Source organism: Leclercia sp. 119287 (assembly GCF_009734485.1).
In the GTDB taxonomy this organism is placed as follows: Bacteria; Pseudomonadota; Gammaproteobacteria; order Enterobacterales; family Enterobacteriaceae; genus Enterobacter; species Enterobacter adecarboxylatus_C.
On sequence record NZ_CP046445.1, the window covers coordinates 2,525,382 to 2,550,880 of the forward strand.

A 25,499-nucleotide genomic window follows, 5' to 3' on the forward strand; every position below is an offset into this window, starting at 1 on the left:
AACTATCGGCATGATGGCCGCTCAACGTAACCGGGTGGTGGCAGAATGTTTACAAAAACGTTATCGATAGTGATGCTGACCTGCGCGCTTTTTTCCGGGCAGCTGATGGCGGGACACAAAGGGCATGAATTTTTTTGGGTGAAGAACGTCGATCAGCAGCTGCGCCACGAAGCCGACAGCGATGAGCTGCGCGCCGTGGCGGAAGATTCCGCTGAGGGTTTGCGCGAACATCACCACTGGCAGAAGTCGCGCAAACCGGATACTCACTTTCTTTGATTAACTGCCTTTACGCTTCGGCAGCGTTTTCAGCAGTTCGTCAGGGCTGACGGAGGCCACAACGCTGCCCGGCTGAGGCATTTTAAAGATGTGATTTTTCATCTTGCCGATGACGTGCATTTCGCACGGACGGCAGTCAAACTTCAGGGTTAACACCTCATCGCCGTTCACCAGCTGCATAGGCGTGGCCTTCCAGCTCTTGATGCTGCCCTTCGCCTGCTTCGGACAGAGGTTAAAGGCGAAGCGCAGACAGTGCTTGGTGATCATCACCGGTACATCGCCCTTCTCTTCGTGCGCCTCATAAGCGGCATCGATCAGCTCAACGCCATAGCGCTGATAGAAGGCCCGCGCCTTATGGTTGTAGACGTTTGCCAGGAATGAGAGGTGCGTTTCCGGGTAGACCGGCGGCGGTACGGAGACCGCTTTGCGGCTGCCGCGCGGGTAATTCGCCAGACGGGCTTCATCGAGCATTTCAGCGGTTTCACGGCGGAACTGGTTTAACAGGCTGTTCGGCACAAAGAGTGCGCCAGGCAGGTTAACCTGAATATCCCGGGCGTAATAAATCGTCTGGCCCAGTTTGGCGATGCCGTCTTTCAGATTATTCAGCGCTTTTTCGGCGTTATTAGCAACCTCGAACATCCCATCCAGGGTGTGGGTCACACTGGTGCCGTCTTCGCTGGTCATGGTAAGGATCAGCTGCTCTTCCCAGCCGCCCAGCTCAATGTCCACCGCGATACGACGCTCGCTGGAGGTTTTCATCAGCGCCTGCTGCCAGTTATGATCGAGGTTACGGTTCAGGGCCGCATGCGGACGTGCTTTATACATGTCGGCGGGCATTTCGTTCGGCCAGACGCGGTAGCGGTTTTCGCCGGTTTTCTCCACCGTATTGGCGCGGAAGCCCACTACTTCACGTTTGATCATCACGTTCAGGCCATCGCCGTTCGCCAGCGGTTCTGTCACTTCCACGTCAAGGTAATCCTTCGCCACCTTCAGCACTTCACCCACCGGCAGGCCAATAAATTTCGGTGAATCGAAGGCGCCGATGTCGTCTTTACGCGCGTTCACGAAGTAGTCGGTGCTGCCGCGGTGGAAGGTTTTATCGGTGGACGGAATAAAGAAGTGCTCGGTGCGCCCGGCGGAGCTGCGGGCCAGGTCGCCGCGATCTTCAATGATGGCATCGAGCATCTGGCGATAATGAGCGGTGATGTTCTTCACGTAGCTCATGTCTTTGTAGCGCCCTTCAATCTTGAAGGATTGTACGCCCGCGTCGATCAGCGCGCCAAGGTTGGCGGTCTGGTCGTTATCTTTCATCGACAGGAGGTGTTTATCAAAGGCCACCACGCGGCCCTGATCGTCTTTCAGGGTATAGGGCAGACGGCAGGCCTGGGAGCAGTCGCCGCGGTTGGCACTGCGCCCGGTCTGGGCGTGAGAGATGTTGCACTGCCCGGAGTAGGCCACGCACAGCGCGCCGTGGATAAAGAACTCGATGGTGGCGTCGGCCGCCTGGTGAATATCGCGGATCTGATTGAGGTTCAGCTCGCGCGCCAGCACGATCTGGGTGAACCCGGCATCAGAGAGAAACTTCGCTTTCTCCACGCTGCGGATATCGCACTGGGTACTGGCATGCAGCTCAATCGGCGGGATATCCATCTCGAGGACACCCATGTCCTGGACGATTAGCGCGTCGACGCCGGTCTGATAAAGGTCGGTAATCAGACGCTGCGCCGGCTCCAGTTCATCATCATGAAGAATGGTGTTCAGGGTCACGAACACCTTCGCCCCGAAACGGTGGGCGAACGGCACCAGGTCGGCGATATCGCGCAGGCTGTTGCTGGCATTATGGCGGGCGCCAAATCCAGGGCCGCCGATATAGACCGCATCGGCGCCGTGAAGAATCGCTTCACGGGCAATGGCGGCGTCACGAGCCGGGCTTAAGAGTTCAAGATGATGGGATGGCAGGCGCATACTTCGTCGTTATCCGTTATGGTCAAAATGGCGGCTATTGTAGTCAGAAGTATGGGCCAGTGAAACAGTTTTGCGTGCCTTTAGCGGGGATAATGGATAAGCGAGTGAAAGTGCACCGTCTGGCCGCTGCTGTTGCGGTAGGCGTGCGGTTTATCTCCGGCAAATCGCAGGCCGGTGTCGGGGGCTAACGTCTGCCAGACGCCGTCGATCTGCATCTCCAGCTCCCCGCTGATCGCCACCACGTGCTCAATCACCCCGGCTTCGTGCGGCGTGGATTCGCTGAGTGCGCCCGGGGCGAGGGTAATCGAGAAATGATCATACTTTAGCGTCTCGTCCCAGGGAAACAGCGGTTTGACCACCATCGCCTGCTGCTGCGGGTCGAAGACCGGCGGATTCTCCGCTTCGGGGGTGATAAAGGTGGAGAACGGCACGTTCAGCCCGGTGGCAATTTTCCACAGCGTTGAGACTGTCGGACTGGATTCGTTGCGTTCCACCTGGCCGAGCATCGCTTTCGACACGCCGGTCTCTTCTGCCAGCTTTGACAGGCTCCAGCCGCGCGCCTGACGCAGCGTTTTCAGTGTAAAGGCAAGATGTTGTGTGATGTCCATGGGCCCTCCCGTTGTCGCGAGTGTATCACTTGTATGCTATAACGCACAGTGCTACATTCACGGCTGTTATAACGCACAACGGAGTTCCTATGCGCGCAACCTCGCTCACCTTTCCTACCCTGTTATCGGGTTTTGTCGCCGTGCTGGTGGGCTACGCCAGCTCCGCCGCCATCATCTGGCAGGCGGCCGCTGCGGCAGGCGCGACGGCACCACAGATTGCAGGCTGGATGACGTCGCTGGGGATCGGTATGGGGATCAGCACCCTGGCGCTGTCGTGGTGGTATAAAGCCCCGGTGCTCACTGCCTGGTCGACGCCCGGAGCCGCCCTGCTGGCGACCAGCCTGCAGGGGGTGACGCTGTCAGAGACCATCGGCATCTTTATCTTTGCTAACGCGCTGATTTTGATTTGCGGCGTGAGCGGCCTGTTCGCCCGGCTGATGAAAATTATTCCCCACTCCCTGGCGGCAGCGATGCTGGCGGGCGTCCTGCTGCGTTTCGGATTACAGGCCTTCAGCAATCTGGAGGGGCACCTGCTGCTGTGCGGCAGCATGTTGCTGGCCTGGCTTATTACCAAAGCTTTCGCCCCGCGCTATGCCATCGTCGCTACCCTGCTGGTGGGCGGTGCAGTAGCGGCCCTGAAAGGTGACGTTGTCACTGATAAGTTATCCTTTGCGGTGGTAATGCCGGAATTTATCGCCCCGACCTTTAACCTGACCACGCTTGTCAGTATCGGTCTGCCCTTCTTCCTGGTGACCATGGCCTCGCAGAATGCGCCTGGGTTCGCCACGCTCAAAGCCTCCGGCTATCCGGTGGCGGTCTCGCCGCTGATCGTCTTCACCGGCGGGCTGGCGCTGCTGCTGTCGCCGTTTGGCGTGTACTCGATCTGCATTGCGGCGATCACCGCCGCCATCTGTCAGAGCCCGGATGCGCACCCGGATGCCGGCAAACGCTGGCTGGCTGCGGCAGCGGCAGGCATCTTTTATCTGCTGGCAGGGATTTTCGGCGGCTCGATTAGCGGGCTGATGGCGGCCCTGCCGTTAAGCTGGATCCAGACTCTGGCGGGGCTGGCGCTGCTGGGTACCATCGGTGGCAGTCTGCATCAGGCCCTGCACAATGAGGCCGAACGCGATGCCGCGATCGTGACCTTTCTGCTCACCGCCAGCGGCGCGACGCTTGCCGGGATTGGCTCGGCGTTCTGGGGATTAGTGGCGGGCGGCATCTGCTACGCCCTGCTGCTACGCACCCGACGCGCGTAGCTGGGACGGCGTCAGCCCGGTGGCAGAGCGAAAGCGGTTGCTGAAATGGCTGGCGGAGCTGAACCCGCAGGCCAGCGCGATCTCGGTCAGCGGCTGGCGGGTGGATCGCACCAGGACTTTGGCCTTCTCCATCCGCCGCTGCATCACATACTGGTGCGGCGCCATCTGCATCGACTGACGGAACATGCGGGCAAAATGAAACTCGCTTAAGCTCGCCTGTCCCGCCAGATCCGCCAGGGTCAGCGGCTGGGCCAGATTCTCTTCGATAAACCCCAGCACGTTGCGCAGCACGAACGGCGACAGGCCGCCCGTTACCGTCGGGAGCTCCCACTGCACGTTGCTGTAATGCTGCACCAGATGGGTAAGAAGCAGCGTCGAGGCGGTACTCAGCGTGAGCTGGTTGGCCGACTGCTGCCAGTCGCAGCCGAGGATAAAATGGCGGTACAGGGCGGTAATGCTGGCATCGTCGCCAAACAGATTTTCGTCCAGGGTAAAGCTGTACGGGCTTTTATCCCAGATCTGCTCCCCGACGTTGCGCAGGTGCGCGTCGGTACAGTAGAGATGGATAAACGACAGATTGTCGCGGATATCCCAGCTGGATTCGCTCTCTTTTGGCATCAGGCAGAAGCGATCCGGGCCGCCGCCGTTTTTCCAGCCCGCGTTGGTTTTGTGATAGCTCTCGTAGCCGTCGGCAATATAGAGGCTCAGGGTGTGGTGATCGCAATATTGCGTAATGGTGTCGCGTTTATTTGACCAGGCCGCCAGCTGGATGCCTGAATTCAGCGCCACGGCATTGTGCAATACCGCTTTATGCTTGCGCAGATTTTCAAAGGCACCGTACATCTCAGCCATAGCGACTCACACCCTGATAAATAAGAACCATTGAGTCTAAAAAGATCTTCACTTCAGTGCCAGCCCTGTTGACTCCCCGGCGGGAAAAAAGCGCAAGAATATGCAAGTTCACCGCAAGCCTGTGAAAGAAGGCCCTTCTCCCTGCCACCATACTGGGGTCAGACTTTGCTGATAAGAGACAAAACGATGAACGCATTATTGTACGCGCTGGTGGTCGTGATCTGGGGAACCACCTGGATTGCCATCTTTTTACAACAGGGGCCGGTGCCTGCGCCGGTCTCTATTTTCTGGCGCTTCGCCGTCGCCACCGCCACCATTATGGCGGTGCTGTTAATATTGCGACGCCTGCGCCCGCTCGCCTTGCGCGACCATCTGTTTTGCGGCCTGCAGGGCTGCTGCGTCTTCTGCTTTAATTTCTGGTGCTTTTATACGGCAGCGGGATACATCAATACCGGCCTCGAATCGGTGATTTTTTCGATGGCGGTGCTCTATAACGCCCTGAACAGCTTCCTCTTTTTTGGTCAGCGCCCACCGGCACGCTTTTATCTGGCGGCGGCGCTGGGGCTGCTCGGCATTATCACCCTGTTCTGGAACGACCTGTTAGCCAGCGGCTGGAGCGCCGGTCTGCTGTTCGGCATTGCCCTGTCGGCGCTGGGCACCTACGGCTTCTCACTCGGGAATATGATCAGCCTGCGCCACCAGCGCAACGGGCTGGAAACCATGACCACCAACGCCTGGGCGATGCTGTACGGCACTCTGGTGATGGGGGCGATTGCGCTGATCCGCGGGGATGACTTCACCCCGGTCTGGTCGATGAGCTATATGGGCGCTCTGCTCTATCTGGCGCTTTTTGGCTCGGTGATTGCCTTTGGCGCTTACTTCACGCTGGTCGGGCGGATTGGCGCGGGCAAAGCGGCGTACAGCACCCTGCTGTTCCCGCTGGTGGCGCTTTCGTTCTCGACGGTGTACGAGGGGTACGTCTGGCACAGCAACGGCATTGCCGGGCTGCTGCTGATCTTAACGGGGAATCTGGTGATGTTTGCCCGACCGGAGAACTGGTTCAGACGGCTGCGAACGGCGTAAAAAAACCGGCCTGCGCGTTGCAGGCCGGTCTGTGGTTATTTGGTTTTATTCACATCAAACATGGTGGCATCGGTCGCCATGTCATCAACAACCTGCTTGAGGGTCGCGAAGGTCATTGGTGTACTTTCGTTATTCAGCTCTTTCCCTTCACCCTTACGGACGACTTTGATGACCGGCTTGTTGGTCTTAGAGTCAATCAGCTCACCTTCAAAGAAGAGGTGAGTATCCATAGTACGGTGACCGGTTGCCATTTGCGTGCCGGCAACCACCAGCGCAACAGGGACAACTTCATAGAACTGCAGGCCTTCTTTCTGCGAGCTGACACCGGTGATGGCGCCACGGAAGATCAGGCTGCGTGAACCCGGGGTCGTCACAATCGGCTTACGCTGGCCGATAGCGGTTTTCATTTTGGTGTTGGTGTAGTTTAACAGTTCATCCAGCGTGCGTTGGCCAATCTGAGTGGTAGGCTTAGGCGTCGGATAATAGGTGATATTGTTCCAGATAATGCTGTCGTAGTTTGCTTCGTTATAAGACGGATCAACCCAGCGCAGCGTCGGTTTACCCGAAGCAGAGGTGGTTTGCTGGAGCCCGGAGTAGTCTTTTAAAAAACCTGAATATTGTTCAGGCGCAGCCACTTTTGATGCACAGCCAGCAAGAAGCAACAGGCCGGAGAGCGCGGCAACTTTAAATAAAGTATTAGTACGCATAATGGGTGTATCCCTGTTAAGTGCAAATATGCAATTGAAGTTATAGCAAAAGTTGGCTGAAAGAAAAGTGACAAAAAATGATGAAGACAGCACAAATTAAAAAAAAATCGCCCGTCTTGATGACGGGCAGAATTAAACGTTTATTTTATATCCACTTGCCAGAATAAATGTTTACCGAACGGATCAATTTCATAACCTGTGACTTCTTTGCGTACAGGTTCAAAAATAGTTGAGTGCGCAATCATTACCGCTGGCATTTGATCGTGCATCATTTGCTGTGCCTGCTGGTATAACGCCGCACGTTTATTCTGATCGGTAATAGATTTCGCTTCGGCAATAATTTTATCAAATGGCGGATAACACCATTTGGCGGAATTCGACCCGCCGTTGGCCGAGGTGCAGGTAAAGAGCGGGCCGAAGAAATTATCCGGATCGCCCGTTGCCGTCGTCCAGCCCATCAGCGCCGCCTGATGCTCACCCCCCTTCACCCGCTTGAGGTACTCCCCCCACTCATAGGTGACGACTTTGGTCTGCACGCCGACTTTTGCCCAGTCGGCCTGGATCATCTCGGCCATCCGTTTGGCATTGGGGTTGTACGGACGCTGGACTGGCATGGCCCACAGGTCGATGGTCATCCCGTTGGCAAAACCGGCCTCTTTCAGCAGGGCTTTGGCTTTTTCTGGATCGTAGTCGTAGTCTTTCAACTCACTGTCTGCGCTCCAGACGCCCGGCGGCAGCAGGTTTTTCGCGGCGGTGCCGGTGCCCTGGAAGACGGCCTCGATAATGGCCGGTTTGTTGATCGCCATCGCCAGCGCCTGGCGCACCTTGACGTTATCCAGCGGCGGTTTTTGCGTATTGAACGACAGGAAGCCGGTATTCAGCCCCGCCTTGCTCATGAGATTGAGATCTTTGTTGGCCTTCATCCGCGGCAGATCGGCGGGGTTCGGGAACGGCATCACCTGGCACTCGTTTTTCTCCAGCTTGGCGAAGCGCACCGAGGCGTCCGGAACGATGGTGAACACCAGGCGATCCAGCTTCGCTTTGCCCTGCCAGTACTCAGGGAACGCCGTAAACAGAATACGCGAGTCCTTCTGGTACTTCGCCAGCTTAAACGGCCCGGTGCCGATCGGCTCCATATCCACCTTCTCCGGGGTGCCGGCTTTCAGCATCGCGTCGGCATATTCGGCAGAGAGGATTGAGGCGAAGTACCAGGCCAGGTCCGCCACGAACGGCGCTTCCGGATGGGCCAGGGTGAAGCGCACCGTATGCTCATCCACTTTGTCGATGGCGACGATCAGCTTGCCGAACTCCAGGCTCTCGAAATTTGAGTAGTTACCGTTGGAGACGTTGTGATACGGATGACTGGCATCTTTCTGACGCATAAACGAGAAGATCACATCATCGGCGTTAAAGTCTCGTTTCGGGGTGAATAGCGTATTGCTCTGGAACTTGACCCCTTTGCGCAGATGGAAGGTATAGACCTTGCCATCCTCGCTGACGTCCCAGCTTTCGGCCAGGCTCGGCACCAGATCGGTAGTGCCCGGAGTAAAATCCACCAGCCGGTTATACACCGGTACGGCGCTGGCATCCACGCTGGTGCCCGAGGTATAGAGTTGCGGGTTAAAGTTCTCCGGCGATCCTTCCGAACAGTAGACCAGCGTTTTAGCGGCAACGGTGGAACTGACCGTCAGCGCGGCGACCATCAGTGCCAGGGTTGTGAGGTTGCTTTTCATCGCGTTTTCCTGTCTTTTAATTTGACGGCTAATGAATTTTTGTCGTGCCAAACCATAAATAACACTAAAGTGATTGTGCAAACACCTGATAACACAAATAAAGAAGGATCCACCATGGCTCACGCGCTCGCCAGTCAATTAACCCAACGCTTCTTTCGCTACCTGGCTATCACCAGCCAGAGCGATCCGAAGGTGAAAACCCTGCCCTCCACCCCCGGTCAGCATGAGATGGCTCGTGCACTGGCGATGGAGCTGCAAACGCTGGGTCTGGACGACATTGTGATCGACGAATTTGCCACCGTTACCGCGGTGAAAAAGGGCAATGTGCCCGGCGCACCGCGCATCGGTTTTATCACCCATATCGATACCGTCGACGTGGGATTGTCACCGGATATTTATCCGCAGATCCTCACGTTTACCGGAGATGATCTCTGTCTGAACCGTGAAAAAGATATCTGGCTGCGGGTCAGCGAGCACCCGGAAATTCTGGCCTATCCCAACGAAGAGATTATCTTTAGCGACGGTACCAGCGTGCTGGGCGCCGACAACAAAGCGGCGGTCACCGTAGTGATGACGCTGCTGGAGAACCTCACCGCAGAGCATCAACATGGCGATATCGTGGTGGCCTTCGTGCCGGACGAAGAGATTGGCCTGTGCGGGGCGAAAGCCCTGGATCTGGCGCGTTTTGACGTTGATTTCGCCTGGACTATCGATTGCTGCGAGTTGGGAGAGATTGTTTATGAGAACTTCAATGCCGCAGCGGCGGAAATTCGCTTTACCGGCGTGACCGCGCACCCGATGTCGGCCAAAGGGGTGCTGGTGAACCCGCTGCTGATGGCCACCGACTACATCAGCCACTTCGATCGCCTGCAAACCCCGGAGCATACCCAAGGCCGTGAAGGCTACATCTGGTTCAACGGCATCCAGGCCGGGCAAAACGAGGCGGTGCTGAAGGCCAATATTCGTGATTTCGATCGCGACAGCTTTGCCGCCCGTAAGGCGCAAATTGGCGACGTCGCGCAGAAGATCGCGGCACAGCATCCTACCGCGAAGGTGAGCTGGCACATCGAAGATACCTACAGCAACATCAGCAACGCCGTAGGGGAAGATCGTCGGGCTATCGACCTGATGTTTGAGGCGATGGAAAGCTTAGGCATCACGCCGAAACCGACCCCGATGCGCGGCGGCACCGACGGCGCGGCGCTTTCAGCGAAGGGGCTGTTGACCCCGAACTTCTTCACCGGTGCCCATAACTTCCACTCGAAGTTTGAGTTTTTACCGCTGAAATCGTTCGAGGCCTCGTATCATACCGCGCTGCAGCTTTGTCTGCTGGCGGCACGTTAAGCCGGGTGGCGGCTGACGCCTTACCCGGCCTACAAAACCCCTGACCTGTAGGCCCGTGCAAGCGAAACGCCGCCAGGCAATGCCCGTTACGCTGGTTTACGCGCCAGCAGCGTGGCGAAACGCAGTTTAATACGATTCCCCTGGGCGTCGGTGCGGTGTAACTCACCGACGTCCTCGTTGTACTTCAGCTGTTCCCAGCCCGCATAGTAGCCGCTCAGCTCCCCGGTTTTAAACGCAAACGGGAAGCCGACGTTGCACGGATAGTCTTCGGTATCCATTGCCGCCACAATCAGGTTATAGCCGCCCGGTTTGGTGCAGCGCTGCATGTTGTCAATCAGGCCCGGAATAGTCTCTGGCTGGAGGAACATCAGCACGACGGTTGAGAGGATAAAATCGTATTCGCCGTCAAAGCGCAGGCTGTTGAGATCCTGAATCGCCGTCTGCAGGTTAGCGATCCCCTCTTTGGCCTTGATGCTCTCGATGTTATCGATACTTGCCGCATTCTTATCCCACGCGGTAACGTCAAAACCATTAGCCGCCAGGTAGAGGCTGTTACGTCCGTTGCCGCAGCCGAGATCCAGGGTTTTGCCCGGTTTAACCATCCCTGCGCTGTACACCACCTCAGAGTGGGTGCGGGTCATGCCATATTTTTCGGTAAAGTAGTTCTCATCAAACACAGTCATTCTCTTTCCTCAGCTTGCATAAGCGTTGCTTTGTCTGCACGGACCAACAGTTTGCCCTGCATCAGCAGGATAAACGTGCGCACCAGTAATAGCGCAATGATGGCATTGGTAAAAATAAACAGCGGGATGGCGATGGCGTGGAAAAAACCGGACGGGCTACTCTGCCCCAGATGCAGACCGGTGGTGGCCAACGCCGAGACGCCGAACGAAAAGCTCCAGAACGACGCATTAAACGGCTGCGACAGATACCAGGGCATCAGGCGCAGGGTAAACAGCAGCTGCAGCAGGCCGTAGCCGAACAGCATTTTAGCGAAGGTATCGGCTTCGCCGCCGTTGACGCTGAACCAGGCGCTACAGGCCACCAGCGCGGGTGCCAGCTGGATCCCAAGGGAGGTGCGCATCGCGGGGGGCAGTTCGCCTGCGCTCCGCAGACGCTGCAAAATCACCGGCTCCAGGCTCAGCCAGGAGAAGACCCCGGCCCCGAGGAACACCAGCCCGGCATCGTGAAACCCGAGCGCCCCGCAGGCCATGGCGCTGATAAAGTTGTTCGCCACCGTAGGCAGATAGAGGCCAGGGGTAGTCGCCTCCTCCGGGTGTTTGCCGCGCCACAGTCCGGCAGACTGCCACGCCGCATAGCTCAGCTGCACCACCACCCCGACGGTGAACAGCGCCAGCGCCAGCGGGCGATACCAGGGCACAAAGCCAATCGCTACCAGCAGCGTGGTGGCCGGAAACAGGCTGACAAAGCTGCTCATCACCGGATGGCGCATCTCCGCCAGCACGCTGCGCGGAAAACGTATCGCCCGGGTGAGAAAAGCGACGGTCAGAAATGCCCAGATCGCCATCGCCAGCGTCACCAGGATCTCGCCCGGCCAGCGCGTCACCGGCCAGATAGTGCTGGCGTAACGCCAGGCAAAGCCCATCCCAATGGTCCCCAGCACCATCCCGTAGTAGCCCGCGGGTAAATTAAGAACGCGTTCAGTCGGTTGCGTTTTATACATAAATTTTAATCTATAAAATATATTTGAAATACTAGTTTAAGGTGTTTCATTTGCGGATGCCACTGTTTCGATCAAGCTAAAGTTTGCTACGTTTAGTGGAGAGGACAACTGCGGGCACAGTGATGAAAAAATATCGACTTAGCGATGAAAGCCGTCAGCACTACTGGCAGGACGGCGAGACGAAGGCAGCGGTAGAAGTGCGCCAGATTATCGCCGCGCGCGATTTCAACAATGTGAAGTGCGGCACCCGGGGCGGCTGGATCGATGACGAATCGGCGCTGTCGCACGAGCAAGACTGCTGGATCTACGACGAGAACAGCGTGGTGTTCGCCGGGGCGCAGGTCAGCGGCAATGCGCGCATCACCCGGCCCTGCGTCATCAGCCATCAGGCATCGGTGAGTGATAACGTCTGGGTCGATGGGGCGCAGATCACCCACGGCGCGCGTATAGGTGACAACGTCACGGTGCAATCCTCGGTAGTGCGCGGTGAGTGTCATCTTTTCAACAATGCCCGCATCCTGCATAACAGCATGGTAATTGCCGCCAAAGGCTTAACCCCGGATCCGCATCAGATCCTGCGCATTTTTGGCGAAGCCACGGTCAGCCAGTCGCGGGTGGTGCATCAGGCGCAGATCTACGGCAACGCCATCGTCACCTACGCCTTTGTTGAACACCGCGCGGAAGTGTTTGAGAACGCGCTGGTCGAAGGCAACGAGGTGAATAACGTCTGGGTGTGTGACTGCGCCAAAGTGTACGGCAACGCCCGCCTGCTCGCCGGGCTGGAGGAGGATGCCATCCCCACCCTGCGCTACAGCTCCCAGGTGGCGGAAAACGCCCTGGTGGAGGGCAACTGCGTGATCAAACATCACGTCCTGATTGGCGGCGACGCCTGGCTACGCGGTGGGCCGATTCTGATTGACGATAAAGTGGTGATCCAGGGTCGGGCGCGCATTCGCGGCGAAGTGCTGATCGAGCATCATATTGAAATTACCGATGACGCGGTAATTGAGGCATCAGACGGAGAGGTGATTCACCTGCGCGGCGAGAAGATGATTAACGGCGCGCAGCACATTACCCGCACGCCGTTGCTCGGGGCATTATGAGGTGCAGATCCGGGCGTAGATATTCTGGTCATCATAGCGCCCGTTGAGGAACTCGGCCTCTTTCAGGCACCCTTCCAGCAGAAAGCCGTTGCGCAGCGCCACCTGGTTACTGGCGGCGTTGTCTACGCGGCACTTGATCACGAAGCGGCGGATCTCTCCTCGTCCGGCGTAGTGCTGAATAAACGCTTCCAGCGCCTGAGACAAAATCCCCTGCCCCTGATGCGCTTCATCCAGCCAGTAGCCGATGTAGCCGGTTTTGTTCAGCGGCTCGATGGAATTGAACGACAACACCCCCACCAGGGCGTTATCACTGAAGATAAGGAACATTTTGGCGTAACCGCGCTGATGCAGCATCTGGTTGCTCAGGATGTTCTGGCGGGTATCGTCTTCGGTGCCGACAAACTGCGGCCAGTTGAGGTATTCCTGCAGCCACTCCCGGTTTTTGACTACCAGATTGTGCAGCTCGGTGGTGTAACGCTCGTCGGTGGCGCGCAGTTCGATATGCGCGCTGACGGGGATAATTTCTTCTTCGTTAGTCATATTCATCGGTTAGCCTTTGTAGGCCGGGTAAGGTGTAGCCGCCACCCGGCAATGTGGCATCGGTGCGGCTGATGCCCGGCGGCGCATTCGCTTGCCGGGCCTAGGGTCCGGATCGTTATGGTTTGAGTAGGCCGGGTCAGGCGCAGCCGCCACCCGGCACAGGCTTAACGCATTATGCGGTCATCCACGTACTGGCGCTTATCGGGTGCCGGAGGGAAGTAGTGATACAGCCAGGTTTCGCTGATCGCCTCCCCCTGGCAGCGCAGGAACATGCGCATGTCCACCGTGTCGGTGGAGTCGCTGGTCGGATACCAGTCAAACAGAATGCGATACCCGTCGAACGGCTCCACGTACAGGATCTCGATCTGCTTCGCTTCGCCGCTGGAGAGGGTGATCACCGGCTCGATCCCTTTCGGCGCAGCCGCTTTCAGATCGCCGCCAACAAAATCGATAGCGAAACGGCGCGCCCACACTTTCGGATAGTTTTCACCTGGGGCCCAGCCTTCCGGGAAGCCGCCCATCCCGGTACGGGTCGCCATCACGTTCGCCAGCGGAGAACGGACCGGCGGTTTGGCGCTCCAGTAGAGACGGTACTGGAAGTCCAGCTTGTCGCCTGCTTTCACCGGTTTTTCCGGCTGCCAGAAGCAGACCACGTTATCCAGGGTTTCACCGGTGGTCGGGATCTCCATCAGCCCCACGGTGCCCTTGCCCCACTGGTTGCGCGGCTCGACCCACAGGCCTGGACGTTTGTTGTACCAGCCCATGATGTCCTGATAGTGCGAGAAATCGCGATCGAGCTGCAGCAGACCAAAGCCTTTCGGGTTCTTATCGGTATAGGCGTTGAACTGTAACTTCTGCGGGTTGTTCAGCGGACGGCAGACCCACTCGCCGTTGCCGCGCCACATCGCCAGACGATCGGAGTCGTGGATCTGCGGATGAATGGTGTCGCACATGCGGCGCTCGTTGTTGCCGCAGGCGAACATGCTGGTCATCGGCGCGATCCCCAGCTGCTGAATGTCCTTTCGGGCATACAGGTGGTTTTCGACGTCCATGATCACCTGAGTCTTCTCGCAGTGGATCACGAACTTATAGGCCCCGGTGATGCTCGGGCTGTCGAGCAGGGTGTAGACCGTAAAGGTGGTCGCACCCGGTTTGACGGTTTCAAACCAGAACGAGGTAAAGTCCGGGAACTCTTCCTGCGTATCGGCATAGGTGTTGAGCGCCAGACCGCGGGCAGAGAGGCCGTACTGATAAGTGTCATCCACCGCGCGGAAGTAGCTCGCGCCAAGGAAGGAGACGATATCGCGACGCGCCAGCTCCGGGGATTTAAAGGCGCGGAAACCGGCAAAGCCTAAATCGCTCTGGCCTTCCAGCTGCTTCGTATCAACGCCCGCGTCGTGGTAGTTGAACAGCTCCGGGCGGAAGTGAATTTCACGCGCCTGCGCGGTCTGATTATCCAGCGAGAACATGCGCACCCGGCGGCGGAAGCCCATCCCGACGTGGAAGAACTGCACGTCGAGCTGGCGGTTTTCGATGTTGTTCCACAGCGACTGCTTCGCATCGTACTGGATGCTGTTATAGGCCTGCGGCGTCAGCGTCGCTAAGGTATCCGGCAGCGGACGCGGCGCACCGCCCCAGGGTGTTTGCGCCAGGTCGTGCGCCATGGATTGCAGCACGGAGAAGTCGAAACGACGGCTCGTACCGTCCGCAATATCCGACTCAGCCGCACTGGCTGCCCGGGAAAAAAGCGCGGCGAGGCCGGAAGTCCCGCTCAGGGCGGCAACAGCCAGGGAGCCTTTTAAAAAACGTCTGCGATTCATGCCTGGAAAAACGTCCTTATGGTCGTGGGGAGGTGGATTTCGCTCAGGGCGAAACAACGGCAAGAAAGAACATCATTAAGAGGGCACAGCCTAAACAAAAACGGTTAAGAATCCAATAATTGACAGGCGAGAATATGCGCAATGGGAGAAAGATTTTTATGTCGAGGAGAATTGCCTGAAAGGCGGGTAAAGAAACGTATATACCCTAAATAATTCGAGTTGCATGAAGGCGGCGACGCAGCGAATCCCCAGGAGCTTACTAAAGTAAGTGACTGGGGTGAGCGAGGAAAGCCAACGCACAGGCAACTTGAAGTATGACGGGTATAAAAAGGCCCCTGCCGGACATTAACGACAGGGGCTAAAAAGTCAGATTGTCGTTATTTTACGCTGACATCGATACCCGGGAAGTACTTCTTCGCCAGCTTATCGATAGTGCCGTCAGCGCGGACTTTATCAATGGCTGCATCAAGCTGCTTTTTGGTGGCCTCGTCGCCTTTACGCAGGCCATAGCCGATCCCGCTGCCGAGAATAGTGTCATCCGATACCGGTTTGCCGATAAAGCCGAAGCCCTTCCCCTGCGGCTTGCTGAGGAAGCCTGCCTGCCCGGCGGCAGACATCACCAGCGAGGCATCGATACGGCCATTGAGCAGATCGCCCCAGGCCATGTTCTGATCTTTATAGGACACCACGGTGACGCCCTGTTTTTCCCAGTGCTCCTTGGCATAGGTCTCCTGAATGGAGCCCTGCAGCACGCCGATGGTCTTGCCTTTCAGCCCTTCCGGCGTAGCGTCTACCGCACTGCCGGTTTTGCCCACCAGCTGGGAGGGGATCCGGTAGATCGGCTGGGTAAAGTCGATGCTCTGACGACGCTGATCGGTAATGTTCATCGCCGAGTTAATAGCGTCAAATTTCTTCGCCACCAGCCCCGGGATCAGCGCGTCGAACGAGGTTTCAACCCAGCTGCATTTCAGCGCGGCGGCGGCGCAAATGGCGTTGCCGAGCTCAATATCAAACCCTTCCAGCTCACCCGAGGCATTGCGGCTCTCAAATGGCGGATACTCGGCTTCGACGCCGTAACGTAATTCTGTTGCCGCGAAGGACGAAAACGAACACAGCAATCCCAGGCCGACAACGAAGGCTTTTAATTTCATGACTGAACTCCTAAGCGTGGTGTTACCCGACACAGGGCCTGCGCACCTGCCCGTAATGTCGCCTCATCTTTGGCAAAAGAGAGACGGATTAATTTGTTATCTGTCCCGTCGGTATAAAACGCCGACAGCGGGATAGTGGCAACGCCGTGATCCACAATCAGCCGCTTCACCATCTCGCTGTCGCGCTCGTCGCTGAAGTGGCTGTAATCCGCCAGCAGGAAGAACGAGCCTGCGCTCGGCAGCAGACGGAAGGGTGAATCGACCAGCAGATTGACCAGCAGATCGCGCTTGCGCTGGTAAAATGCCGCCAGCGACAGCCAGGTTTGCGGATCGGCCATATGCTCGGCAAAAGCGTACTGCATAGGGGTATCGGCAGAAAACATTAAAAACTGATGGATCTTGCAGATCTCCTCCATCAGCTCCGCCGGGGCCACGCAGTAGCCCACGCGCCAGCCGGTGACGTGGTAGGTTTTGCCGAAGGACGAGACGATCACGCTGCGTTCCGCCAGCCCGGGATGGGTCGCCATGCCGTGATGCGGCACGTCGTCAAACACCACGTGCTCGTACACTTCGTCAGAGAGAATAATGATATCGGTGTTACGGGTGACGAGCGCGAGCTGCTCCAGATCGGCGGCCGAGAAGACCTGCCCGCTCGGGTTATGCGGCGTGTTGATGATGATCATCCGCGTGCGCGAGGTGATGGCGGCACGCACTTCATCCCAGTTCACCGCGAAATCCGGCACGGTCAGCTTGATGGCGACCGGCGTCGCGCCCTGTAGGCGCACAATCGGCGCATAGCTGTCGAATGAGGGTTCAAAGTAGATGACTTCGTCGCCGGGATGCACCAGCCCGCTGATGGCCGAATAGAGCCCTTCGCTGGCGCTGGCGGTGATCAGCACTTCGCTGGCGGGATCGTATTGGGTGCCATACAGCGAGGCGATTTTATCGGCGATGCGCGCTTTAAGCGGCGCCAGCCCGGTCATCGACGCGTACTGGTTGTGACCCGCCTGCATCGCACGGTGAACGCCGGCAATCAGCGCCGGATCGCATTCGAAGTTCGGCGCCCCCTGGGAAAGGTTGATGGCATTGTGTTCAGCGGAAAGCTGACCGATAACGGTAAAAATCGTGGTGCCAACGTCCGGCAGTTTGGAACGGGGTTGTATCGGGGTACGCAGCGTCATCGGAAATTCCTCTGGTGGAGAATGCATAACTATTCAACCCGAACACTATTGTGGCGACAATCGAATTGTTGTCATAATAGCCATGACAAAAAATCATACCTGGAGGTTCTGTGTCGCGTCGCTCGTTCCCGCTTACCGCCGTTGAGGCTTTTATTATCACCGCGCGGCATCTGAATCTGACCCATGCCGCAAAAGAGCTCTGCCTCACCCAGGGGGCGGTGAGCCGCAAAATCGCCGCTCTTGAAAGCTGGTTCGGTTTTCCGCTCTTTGAACGTCACGCCCGCGGGCTGCGCCTCTCCCCCCAGGGCAGCGCCCTGCTGCCGGATCTGCGCGCCTCCTGGGAGCACTTTCTGACGGTGGCGGATCAGGCCCGCGCCCAGCAAACCGTGGTGCGTCTGAAGGTTCCCACCTGCGCCATGCGCTGGCTGGTGCCGCGGCTGCTGCAGGTGGAGCGCGAACAGCCCGAGTTACAGATTGCCCTGACTACCACCAACGAGCACAGCGTTAATTTCAAAACCGAATCCTATGATGCCGCCATTGTCTTTGGCACCCAGCTCAGCGCCGGGGATCTGCTGTTTGAAGAGGCGTTAACCCCGGTGGTCAGCCCTCTGCGCCAGGGCCCGGCGCTGGAGTCGCTTACCTTTCTGCATCCGACGCGGGATAAGACCGACTGGTCGCTGTGGCTGGAAAAACAGACCACTTCGCCGCCTGTCATGCACAAAAATCAACACTTCGACACCATGGATCTGGCGATCACCGCCGCCATTCAGGGGCTCGGGGTTGCCATTGCCGACGAGACGCTGGTGGCGGAGGATATTCGCGCCGGGCGGCTGGTGCGGCCTTACGCCAGCAGCGTCAGGACCGGCGCCAGCTACCGGCTGGTGCTGCGGGAGTCGCGCGGCAAAGCGGCCGGGCTGGCCGCCTTTCGCGAGTGTCTACTCAATCCAGGCTGACGTGGTGCTTCATCACCCGTTTAAACAGCGCCATGCGGGCGCGCATAAAGCGGTTTTCAAGCTTAAATCCCGCATGTTTATTCACTCCGATGCGTAGCAACACGTCCCGCCCGTGGTGACAGGCAGGCCAGCGCGTCGGGCCATCCAACGCGTCGCACTGCTGGCTGGCATGGCGGGCGAAGTTGACCCAGTAATCGGCAACCTGGGCTGAGAAGGCCAGGTCGTTGTCATTCACGTAGCGCCGGGCGGGCTCGGCCAGAGTGAGCGTATCAAACACGTACGGCACCTCGTTGCCATGCCACGCCCCGTTGATATAGGTGGCATGCTCGGCTTCGGCCACATAGTCGAACCAGTAGCGCCAGCACGGCTGCCCCACCCGACGCTGGGCCTGCATCACCACAAACCCCAGGGTGGTGAAGGCCATATCGCGGCACACCTGACGCCCGAGTTCAGTATCGTCTTTGATGCCGGGATAGAGCAGCTTGATCAACCCCAGTCCCAGCCGCCGCTCCCGGCGCAGCTTCTGGATCTGCCCTGCGAGATCGATACCAAACACCGCCATCACGCTGGCTTCGTCGCTGTTGGAGCCGACCATGATCGGCACCGGATGCTGACGAGCGGCAAAAAAGACCTCCAGCATCGGCTCCGGCAGGACGCAATCCCCATTGATCGGCGCAGGGGCGACGTTAAGCGGGGCCGTCAGCGGCCAGAGCGCCTCGGGCGGGATCGCCCGCAGCTGCTCTGCGGTGGCATCTTCCAGCCCAAAATGGGCCGCCAGCGCCTTGCCTTTTTTGAGCGCCTGCTCCCGGGGCGTGTCCGGCAGGGTATACCCGCTCTGGATAATCGCCTTATGAAACAGCCCTAATGCCAGCGGCGAGGCCAGCAGTGACAGCACGCTGCGCGCCCCGGCGGATTCACCAAACAGGGTGATGTTGTTCGGGTCACCGCCAAACTGCGCGATGTTGTCCCGCACCCACTCCAGGGCGGCAATCTGATCGAGCAGAGCAAAGTTATGCACCACCCGCTCCTCTTCCCCTGCCAGCGCCGGATGGGCAAAAAAGCCCAGATGGCCCAGCCGGTAGTTCAGGGTCACGAGGATCGCGCCGCGCTGCGCCAGCGCCTTCCCGTCATAGGGCGGCAGCCCGCCTGCGCCGATAGTGAAGCCGCCCCCGTGCAGCCAGACCATCACCGGCAGCGGCGCCGGGCGTTGAACCGGGGCCCAGACGTTCAGGTAGAGGCAATCTTCCGAGAAACGCCCCGGATCGCCCCCGCCCAGCTGCTGGCAGTACTCGCTGCTCTGCCAGCTCGACGGCGAAAAAGCGGTGGCCTGACGCACGCCCTGCCAGCGCTCAACCGGCTGCGGCGAACGCCAGCGCAGGGCGCCCACCGGCGGCGCGGCGTAGGGAATGGCGCGCCAGACCTGCACATCGCCATCCGTGATGCCGCCCAGCGCCCCCTGGCGCGTGGTGATTATCGGGGATGAGTCGTTTTCCATACTGACCTCAGGTTGCAATCACATCCCCGCAGAGTACCGTTTTCAGAGCAAACCGCAACGCCGCTTGCTGCGTTCTTCCGCCTCGCGATAGAGGGTGAACTCATCCAGCACCGGGCAGCCCAGCGCCTCCTCGAAGGCATCGCGGCTGGCGTTGCCGTGGGTGCGGGCCTGCGTCTCGTTACCGAGGTTCGACTGGAAGATCCCGGCGGCGCTTACCGGGAGGAAATCTTCATAGGTAATAGGCTGCGCCACCACCCAGCCGCGCTCAATCAGCGGCTGCGGATCGTCACCGGGGCCAAAGGAGTGACGGTGCGCCTCCCCGGCCGGGGTCAGGCGATAGCGGAACCACGCCAGCCCCTGACGGCGCAGGAAAATATCGCTGTCGGGAAAGGCCTGGAATACCTCCTGCAGATGCAGCTGATGAGTCAGGTTGTCCTTGCCCGTTCCGGCTTCGTTAAGCAGGCGATCGTAGAGTTCACGCCCTTTCGGGGTTAAGGCCACGCCGCGCTGCTCGATCTCACCGAAGCGGGCGGTATGGGTTCCCCGATGTTCGCCCGCAAACAAAATCGGTTCCTCCAGCGCCTTAAAGCTGGTCTGACGCAGCAGGAGCGGCATCTCCCGGCGCGGCGGCCCTTCAATCAGCATCTTCGGCTCAATACCGTACTCCGGCATCAGGGACTGTACCCGGTCGATATCCAGCGTGCGCGGCGTCAGGTGGTTGATATGACAGCCCGGGAAGCAGACCACGTCGGCAATCAGCCGGTGTTCGTTGTGCAGCGCCTGGTAAGTTTCATGATCGACCGTGGCATGACGATGCCAGCGGAAGGTCTCCAGCGCCTGCTGGACAAACTCCTCGGCCTGCGCCGGGGTGAACGCCCCTTCCGCTTCGTGCAGGGCAATCAGCTCCAGACAGCGGGGGGTGAAGATATTGCGCCGGGCAAGGATCGCCGCCGCCTGTTCGCGCAGGGCGACGTTATCAATCAGATCGAGGCGCAGCAGCGAGGTGAAGATCCGAAACGGATTGCGGCACAGAGCGGCATCGTCAACCGGACGAAACGCGGTCGAGTGGACCGGCACCCCGGCCTGAGAGAGGTCGTAATAGCTGACCGGGAACATGCCCATAATGGCGAACATCCGCCGCAGGGTGGCCAGCTCCAGGGCCGTACCGACACGGATCGCCCCGTGGCGTTCGAGGTTGAGGCGAGCCAGTTCATCCGCGTTGGCCAGTTGTTCATGCAGCTTCGGGTTATTTTCCAGTACCGCCAGATTCACATCTGCGACCAGCTCCAGCAGCGTCCCGTATTGCGGAACTTCCTGTTGATACATTGCCGACATCGCCTGTGAAAAGTTCTCCCGAATATCATCAGCCGTGATGTTGTTCGCCATGATTTAATGCCTCCAGTGAATATTATCTGGAGTGTAGAGAAGGCCATTAAGGCCGTCTGGAAGAATTTACGAATTGTGATCCAGGTGGAGAGGTGCTCATTTCCTGACTAGCGGCGATGTGAAGCGATTCAGGCGTCTGCACAACTATTTACGGGCAGAACCAAAAATTGCTTGTTACTCAATTAGATTGAATGTTAATAATATTTTGCTAGCAGGTTATCAAAATTAAACAACTTTACTTGTCACTCCGCTACCTCTGTTTTTAACATCGCCTATGGAAAAAAATGGTTTGTTTAGTCAGCGCATTCGTCTGCGCCATCTGCACACTTTTGTGGCCGTCGCTCAACAGGGAACGCTGGGGCGTGCGGCTGAAACTCTCAACCTGAGCCAGCCTGCGCTCTCAAAAACGCTGAATGAGCTGGAACAGCTGACCGGCACCCGCCTGTTCGACCGGGGACGACTGGGTGCACAGCTAACGCTGGTGGGAGAGCAATTCCTGACCCACGCCATTAAAGTGCTCGATGCCCTGAATACGGCGGGCCAGTCCCTGACGCGGCGCAACGACGTGCCGGGAGATGTGGTGCGCATCGGTGCGCTTCCTACCGCGGCGCTGGGCATCCTCCCTGCGGTCATTGGCCAGTTCCACAAGCAGCAGCGCAACATCACGCTGCAGGTCGCCACCATGAATAACACCATGCTGCTGGCGGGGCTGAAATCCGGAGAGCTGGATATTGGTATCGGCAGAATGTCGGACCCGGAGCTGATGAGCGGTCTCAACTACGAACTGCTGTTCCTGGAATCCCTGAAGCTGGTGGTGCGCCCGCGTCACCCGATCCTTAACGATACCGTGACCCTCAGCCGGGTGATGGAGTGGCCGGTGGTGGTCTCCCCGAAAGGCACCGTTCCGCGCCAGACCGCGGAAACGCTGCTGCAAACCCAGGGGTGCAAACTGCCGTCGGGCTGTATCGAAACCCTTTCGGCCTCCCTGTCGCGCCAGCTGACCGTCGATTATGACTATGTCTGGTTTGTCCCTTCCGGCGCGGTGAAAGAAGATCTGCGCCAGGGCACGCTGGTGGCGCTGCCGGTAACAACCTCCAGCCCCGGCGAACCTATTGGGGTATTAACCCGCGTGGAAGCCCCGCTCTCCACTGCCACGCAAACGCTCCTCAGCGCGATTCGTAAATCCATGCCGGTGTGATCACACTTCCCCTACGCCCGTCTTGCTGACGGGCTTTTTGTTTCTGTTACTCAAATAATGCGAAATCATTCATTAACAATTGCGCTAAACAATTTAACAGATTTATCATACCCGCCGATTTCACCAAATGGTTCATTCAAATAACGCAGCGGTGATTTCTCTGACGCTATAACGGCGTCATGCGCGACTTTTTCATCATGAATCTTCTCTTCTGTTACCCATTTGGTTCAGGTCTGGTTCTGCCTGTCCAGTGAAGACAAGATTATTTCAGGAGACAGAAATGGCTATAGGTAATTCGCTACGTGGGTTCCCCCGGATCCTGCTGTGGCTGCTGGTCGGTCTGATGGCACTCATCGGACTGGCCGTCGGTGGGCTGGGCTTTAAGCTCGCCACCGTAGGGGGAAGCTGGTACTTCCTGATCATGGGCGTGGTGATGCTGATCGCCGCGTTCCTCATTGCGCGTCATCGCACCAGCGGCATTATCCTCTACGCGGTGGCGTTTATCGCCTCGGCGATCTGGGCCGTCAGTGACGCAGGCTGGGATTTCTGGCCGCTGTTCTCGCGCCTGTTCACCTTTGCGGTGCTGGCATTCCTGGCCGCCATCGTCTGGCCTTACCTGCGTGGCGCGGATCGGCCGGTCAATAAAGCCCCGGCGTTCGGTATTGCTGCCGTCCTGGCCGTAGTGATGCTGGTGAGCTTCGGCTGGATGTTTAAGCCGCAAACCCTGGTGGCCGCTAACGAACCCGTCCCGGTTAAACCGGTGCCTGCGGGGCAGCAGCAGAAGAACTGGGCGCACTGGGGTAACACCACCCACGGCGACCGTTTTGCCGCGCTGGATCAGATTAACAAGCAGAACGTTAACGATTTGAAGGTGGCCTGGGTTGCCCATACCGGCGACATTCCGCAGAGCAACGGCTCCGGCGCGGAAGACCAGAACACCCCGCTACAGATTGGCGACACGCTGTTTGTCTGTACCCCGTACAGCAAGGTGCTGGCGCTGGACGTGGACTCCGGGAAAGAGAAGTGGCGTTATGATTCGAAAGCCACCGCGCCAAACTGGCAGCGCTGCCGTGGCCTGGGCTATTTCGAAGATACCTCTAACGTGACAACGTCACCGAAAGAAACGCAGCCTGCCGCCTGTGCGCGCCGTCTGTTCCTGCCGACCACCGATGCTCGTCTGATTGCGCTCAACGCCGACAACGGCCAGCTGTGCGAAGACTTTGGCGACCACGGCGTGGTTGACCTTGGCGTAGGCATGGGTGAGATCAAGCCGGGCTACTATCAGCAAACCTCCACTCCGCTGGTAGCGGGTAATGTGGTGGTTGTGGGCGGACGCGTGGCTGATAACTTTTCCACCGGCGAACCCCCGGGCGTGGTCCGGGCGTATGACGTCCACACCGGTAAACTGGCCTGGGCCTGGGATCCGGGCAACCCGAACCTGACCGGCCTGCCGCCGGAAGGCCAGACCTATACCCGCGGGACGCCGAACGTCTGGTCAGCCATGTCCTATGACGCGAAGCTGAACCTGATCTATCTCCCGACCGGTAACGCCACCCCGGACTTCTACGCGGGCGAACGTACCGAACTGGACGATAAATACAGCTCCTCAATTGTGGCGGTGGATGCCGCTACCGGCCAGGTACGCTGGCATTTCCAGACCACCCACCACGACCTGTGGGACTTCGACCTGCCGTCTCAGCCGCTGCTGTACGATCTGCCGGATGATAAAGGCGATACCACTCCGGTGCTGGTGCAGACCAGCAAGCAGGGCATGATCTTTATGCTCAACCGCGAAACCGGCGAGCCGGTCGCGAAAGTGGAAGAGCGTCCGGTGCCTGCCGGGAATGTCGAGGGCGAGCGTTACTCCCCTACCCAGCCGTACTCGGTCGGCATGCCGATGATCGGCAACCAGACCCTGCACGAATCGGATATGTGGGGCGCGACGCCGGTTGACCTGCTGCTGTGCCGCATCCAGTTTAAAGAGATGCGCCATCAGGGCGTCTATACCCCACCGGGTCTGGATCGCTCCCTGCAGTTCCCGGGCTCGCTGGGCGGGATGAACTGGGGCAGCGTCTCGGTGGATCCGAACAACAGCCTGATGTTTGTTAACGATATGCGCCTGGGGCTGGCGAACTACATGGTGCCGCGCGCCAATGTGGCCAAAAACGCCAGCGGGATTGAGATGGGGATCGTGCCGATGGACGGTACGCCGTTCGGCGCGATGCGCGAGCGTTTCCTGTCCCCGCTGGGCATTCCGTGCCAGAAACCGCCGTTCGGCACCATGTCTGCCGTGGATCTGAAGTCCGGCAAACTGGTGTGGCAGGTGCCGGTAGGTACCGTGGAAGATACCGGTCCGCTGGGGATCCGCATGCATATGCCAATCCCAATCGGCATGCCGACCCTGGGCGCATCGCTCTCTACCCAGTCCGGCCTGCTGTTCTTCGCCGGTACGCAGGATTTCTACCTGCGCGCGTTCGATACCGCCAACGGAAAAGAGATCTGGAAAGACCGTCTGCCGGTGGGCAGTCAGTCCGGGCCGATGACCTACGTGTCACCGAAAACCGGGAAGCAGTACATCATCATCAATGCGGGTGGCGCACGTCAGTCACCGGATCGCGGGGATTACATCATCGCGTACGCCTTGCCTGATAAGCAGTAATGCTCCAGCCGGCCACCTCGTGTGGCCGGTTTTTTTTATCTTTATGGCGTGCCTGACAGGGCGTTCTGGACCCAGGTCGCCGTTTTGCCGTTCTGGTAGTTCACGACCCAACTCTGTCTGACGCCGGCTGGCCAACAGCTGCGCATCACCGCCCGCTTCGTCTCGTCGAAGAAGGGTTTATCTCCCGCCGCCTCGTAGTCCGCCGCCCGCCCGTTCAGCTTGACGTTAAACGACGCTGTCACCCTGCCGGAGTAGTTCTGCGCCGCGGCCTGCTCTGGATAGCGGGGCTGCACGCGGTAGACATCACCCTCGCAGTCCGCCAGCCCGTTGTCCGCGGTCGAGGTGCTGCCGCCCACCGGAAAAGAGAGTCCAACCCCTACGCCGCCGCTGCCACCGCCCCCGCCTATTCCCACGCCGCCAATCCCCACGCTGCCGCCGGAAGCACACCCGGCCAGCAGCCATGCGGCGCAAACCACCTGCGTAAATCGTTTCATCGTCTTGTTCC

22 protein-coding genes are annotated in these 25,499 nt (G+C 58.6%); 8 read left to right on the forward strand and 14 right to left on the reverse strand.

Annotated elements, in window-relative coordinates; translation table 11 throughout:
* Positions 1-45: 45 nt before the first annotated feature.
* Positions 46-276: a DUF2554 family protein gene (locus GNG27_RS12175; RefSeq protein WP_142489577.1), complete on the forward strand. Its 231-nt coding sequence runs from the start codon at positions 46-48 to the stop codon at positions 274-276.
* On the opposite strand, the gene GNG27_RS12180 is transcribed toward GNG27_RS12175, so the two are convergent.
* On the reverse strand, positions 277-2,241 hold the full coding sequence (locus tag GNG27_RS12180) for a U32 family peptidase (RefSeq protein ID WP_156263849.1): 1,965 nt from the start codon (positions 2,239-2,241) through the stop codon (positions 277-279). It lies immediately after the preceding gene.
* Between the two features lie 80 nt (positions 2,242-2,321).
* Positions 2,322-2,849 (reverse strand): helix-turn-helix domain-containing protein, encoded by a 528-nt coding sequence (locus GNG27_RS12185; protein WP_156263850.1) that lies wholly within the window; start codon positions 2,847-2,849, stop codon positions 2,322-2,324.
* Between the two features lie 68 nt (positions 2,850-2,917).
* Here GNG27_RS12185 and GNG27_RS12190 point away from each other — a divergent pair, with 68 nt between their 5' ends.
* Positions 2,918-4,105, forward strand: a complete 1,188-nt coding sequence (locus tag GNG27_RS12190; protein ID WP_255474667.1) for a benzoate/H(+) symporter BenE family transporter — start codon at positions 2,918-2,920, stop codon at positions 4,103-4,105.
* Here GNG27_RS12190 and GNG27_RS12195 read toward each other — a convergent pair.
* Entirely contained in the window at positions 4,085-4,957 is an 873-nt protein-coding gene (locus tag GNG27_RS12195) for a helix-turn-helix domain-containing protein (protein ID WP_156263852.1), read from the reverse strand. The two genes, GNG27_RS12190 and GNG27_RS12195, sit on opposite strands and share 21 nt — an antisense overlap.
* A 186-nt stretch (positions 4,958-5,143) precedes the next feature.
* Between GNG27_RS12195 and GNG27_RS12200 the strand changes: the two genes are divergently transcribed.
* The gene (locus GNG27_RS12200) at positions 5,144-6,040 is read left to right on the forward strand and encodes a DMT family transporter (RefSeq protein ID WP_156263853.1); all 897 of its coding nucleotides are present in this window, start codon (positions 5,144-5,146) and stop codon (positions 6,038-6,040) included.
* A gap of 35 nt (positions 6,041-6,075) precedes the next feature.
* On the opposite strand, the gene GNG27_RS12205 is transcribed toward GNG27_RS12200, so the two are convergent.
* Entirely contained in the window at positions 6,076-6,747 is a 672-nt protein-coding gene (locus GNG27_RS12205; protein ID WP_156263854.1) for a DUF3313 domain-containing protein, read from the reverse strand.
* Between the two features lie 140 nt (positions 6,748-6,887).
* Positions 6,888-8,480, reverse strand: coding sequence for an ABC transporter substrate-binding protein (locus GNG27_RS12210; RefSeq protein ID WP_156263855.1), 1,593 nt, complete (start codon positions 8,478-8,480; stop codon positions 6,888-6,890).
* Between the two features lie 114 nt (positions 8,481-8,594).
* Between GNG27_RS12210 and pepT the strand changes: the two genes are divergently transcribed.
* Positions 8,595-9,824 (forward strand): peptidase T, encoded by a 1,230-nt coding sequence (pepT, locus tag GNG27_RS12215; RefSeq protein WP_156263856.1) that lies wholly within the window; start codon positions 8,595-8,597, stop codon positions 9,822-9,824.
* Between the two features lie 86 nt (positions 9,825-9,910).
* Here the strand turns inward: pepT and tehB are convergent, their stop codons facing one another.
* Entirely contained in the window at positions 9,911-10,507 is a 597-nt protein-coding gene (gene tehB / locus GNG27_RS12220; protein WP_156263857.1) for a tellurite resistance methyltransferase TehB, read from the reverse strand.
* Entirely contained in the window at positions 10,504-11,508 is a 1,005-nt protein-coding gene (tehA, locus tag GNG27_RS12225) for a dicarboxylate transporter/tellurite-resistance protein TehA (RefSeq protein ID WP_142489587.1), read from the reverse strand. The genes tehB and tehA overlap by 4 nt, the downstream gene beginning before the upstream one ends.
* 122 nt (positions 11,509-11,630) lie before the next feature.
* Between tehA and ydcK the strand changes: the two genes are divergently transcribed.
* Entirely contained in the window at positions 11,631-12,611 is a 981-nt protein-coding gene (gene ydcK, locus GNG27_RS12230; RefSeq protein ID WP_156263858.1) for a YdcK family protein, read from the forward strand.
* Here the strand turns inward: ydcK and rimL are convergent.
* The 4 genes from rimL to GNG27_RS12250 all read right to left on the reverse strand — a co-directional run bounded on the left by rimL (position 12,606) and on the right by GNG27_RS12250 (position 17,303).
* Positions 12,606-13,151 (reverse strand): 50S ribosomal protein L7/L12-serine acetyltransferase, encoded by a 546-nt coding sequence (gene rimL / locus GNG27_RS12235; protein WP_156265125.1) that lies wholly within the window; start codon positions 13,149-13,151, stop codon positions 12,606-12,608. The genes ydcK and rimL overlap by 6 nt on opposite strands.
* A 164-nt stretch (positions 13,152-13,315) precedes the next feature.
* Complete coding sequence (locus GNG27_RS12240) at positions 13,316-14,971, reverse strand: glucan biosynthesis protein D (protein WP_142489589.1); 1,656 nt, start codon at positions 14,969-14,971, stop codon at positions 13,316-13,318.
* A gap of 377 nt (positions 14,972-15,348) precedes the next feature.
* Positions 15,349-16,122: an ABC transporter substrate-binding protein gene (locus GNG27_RS12245; protein ID WP_059307840.1), complete on the reverse strand. Its 774-nt coding sequence runs from the start codon at positions 16,120-16,122 to the stop codon at positions 15,349-15,351.
* Positions 16,119-17,303 carry a pyridoxal phosphate-dependent aminotransferase gene (locus GNG27_RS12250; protein ID WP_156263859.1) on the reverse strand — a complete coding sequence of 395 codons (1,185 nt, stop codon included), beginning with the start codon at positions 17,301-17,303 and terminating at the stop codon, positions 16,119-16,121. Before GNG27_RS12250 ends, GNG27_RS12245 begins: the two co-directional genes overlap by 4 nt.
* A 110-nt stretch (positions 17,304-17,413) precedes the next feature.
* Here GNG27_RS12250 and GNG27_RS12255 point away from each other — a divergent pair, with 110 nt between their 5' ends.
* Entirely contained in the window at positions 17,414-18,256 is an 843-nt protein-coding gene (locus GNG27_RS12255) for a LysR family transcriptional regulator (RefSeq protein WP_142489591.1), read from the forward strand.
* Here GNG27_RS12255 and GNG27_RS12260 read toward each other — a convergent pair.
* Both GNG27_RS12260 and GNG27_RS12265 read right to left on the reverse strand, forming a co-directional pair.
* The gene (locus tag GNG27_RS12260; RefSeq protein ID WP_156263860.1) at positions 18,243-19,751 is read right to left on the reverse strand and encodes a carboxylesterase/lipase family protein; all 1,509 of its coding nucleotides are present in this window, start codon (positions 19,749-19,751) and stop codon (positions 18,243-18,245) included. The two genes, GNG27_RS12255 and GNG27_RS12260, sit on opposite strands and share 14 nt — an antisense overlap.
* 42 nt (positions 19,752-19,793) lie before the next feature.
* Positions 19,794-21,137, reverse strand: a complete 1,344-nt coding sequence (locus tag GNG27_RS12265) for a VOC family protein (RefSeq protein WP_156263861.1) — start codon at positions 21,135-21,137, stop codon at positions 19,794-19,796.
* 274 nt (positions 21,138-21,411) lie between these two features.
* Here GNG27_RS12265 and GNG27_RS12270 point away from each other — a divergent pair, with 274 nt between their 5' ends.
* Positions 21,412-22,335 carry a LysR substrate-binding domain-containing protein gene (locus GNG27_RS12270; protein ID WP_142489594.1) on the forward strand — a complete coding sequence of 308 codons (924 nt, stop codon included), beginning with the start codon at positions 21,412-21,414 and terminating at the stop codon, positions 22,333-22,335.
* Positions 22,336-22,615: 280 nt separating this feature from the next.
* The gene (locus GNG27_RS12275; RefSeq protein WP_156263862.1) at positions 22,616-24,994 is read left to right on the forward strand and encodes a glucose/quinate/shikimate family membrane-bound PQQ-dependent dehydrogenase; all 2,379 of its coding nucleotides are present in this window, start codon (positions 22,616-22,618) and stop codon (positions 24,992-24,994) included.
* 41 nt (positions 24,995-25,035) lie between these two features.
* Here GNG27_RS12275 and GNG27_RS12280 read toward each other — a convergent pair whose 3' ends face one another.
* The gene (locus tag GNG27_RS12280; protein ID WP_156263863.1) at positions 25,036-25,488 is read right to left on the reverse strand and encodes an energy transducer TonB; all 453 of its coding nucleotides are present in this window, start codon (positions 25,486-25,488) and stop codon (positions 25,036-25,038) included.
* Positions 25,489-25,499: the final 11 nt, after the last annotated feature.

Bases quoted from the DNA above. Each gene is read 5' to 3' on its own strand.
- tehB (WP_156263857.1), bottom strand. From the start codon at position 10,507: ATGACTGTGTTTGATGAGAACTACTTTACCGAAAAATATGGCATGACC.
- tehA (WP_142489587.1), bottom strand. From the start codon at position 11,508: ATGTATAAAACGCAACCGACTGAACGCGTTCTTAATTTACCCGCGGGC.
- GNG27_RS12205 (WP_156263854.1), bottom strand. From the start codon at position 6,747: ATGCGTACTAATACTTTATTTAAAGTTGCCGCGCTCTCCGGCCTGTTG.
- GNG27_RS12270 (WP_142489594.1), top strand. From the start codon at position 21,412: ATGGAAAAAAATGGTTTGTTTAGTCAGCGCATTCGTCTGCGCCATCTG.
- GNG27_RS12260 (WP_156263860.1), bottom strand. From the start codon at position 19,751: ATGGAAAACGACTCATCCCCGATAATCACCACGCGCCAGGGGGCGCTG.
- GNG27_RS12195 (WP_156263852.1), bottom strand. From the start codon at position 4,957: ATGGCTGAGATGTACGGTGCCTTTGAAAATCTGCGCAAGCATAAAGCG.
- GNG27_RS12240 (WP_142489589.1), bottom strand. From the start codon at position 14,971: ATGAATCGCAGACGTTTTTTAAAAGGCTCCCTGGCTGTTGCCGCCCTG.
- GNG27_RS12265 (WP_156263861.1), bottom strand. From the start codon at position 21,137: ATGGCGAACAACATCACGGCTGATGATATTCGGGAGAACTTTTCACAG.
- GNG27_RS12175 (WP_142489577.1), top strand. From the start codon at position 46: ATGTTTACAAAAACGTTATCGATAGTGATGCTGACCTGCGCGCTTTTT.
- GNG27_RS12185 (WP_156263850.1), bottom strand. From the start codon at position 2,849: ATGGACATCACACAACATCTTGCCTTTACACTGAAAACGCTGCGTCAG.
- GNG27_RS12250 (WP_156263859.1), bottom strand. From the start codon at position 17,303: ATGACGCTGCGTACCCCGATACAACCCCGTTCCAAACTGCCGGACGTT.
- ydcK (WP_156263858.1), top strand. From the start codon at position 11,631: ATGAAAAAATATCGACTTAGCGATGAAAGCCGTCAGCACTACTGGCAG.
- GNG27_RS12245 (WP_059307840.1), bottom strand. From the start codon at position 16,122: ATGAAATTAAAAGCCTTCGTTGTCGGCCTGGGATTGCTGTGTTCGTTT.
- GNG27_RS12210 (WP_156263855.1), bottom strand. From the start codon at position 8,480: ATGAAAAGCAACCTCACAACCCTGGCACTGATGGTCGCCGCGCTGACG.
- GNG27_RS12180 (WP_156263849.1), bottom strand. From the start codon at position 2,241: ATGCGCCTGCCATCCCATCATCTTGAACTCTTAAGCCCGGCTCGTGAC.
- pepT (WP_156263856.1), top strand. From the start codon at position 8,595: ATGGCTCACGCGCTCGCCAGTCAATTAACCCAACGCTTCTTTCGCTAC.
- GNG27_RS12275 (WP_156263862.1), top strand. From the start codon at position 22,616: ATGGCTATAGGTAATTCGCTACGTGGGTTCCCCCGGATCCTGCTGTGG.
- rimL (WP_156265125.1), bottom strand. From the start codon at position 13,151: ATGACTAACGAAGAAGAAATTATCCCCGTCAGCGCGCATATCGAACTG.
- GNG27_RS12200 (WP_156263853.1), top strand. From the start codon at position 5,144: ATGAACGCATTATTGTACGCGCTGGTGGTCGTGATCTGGGGAACCACC.
- GNG27_RS12280 (WP_156263863.1), bottom strand. From the start codon at position 25,488: ATGAAACGATTTACGCAGGTGGTTTGCGCCGCATGGCTGCTGGCCGGG.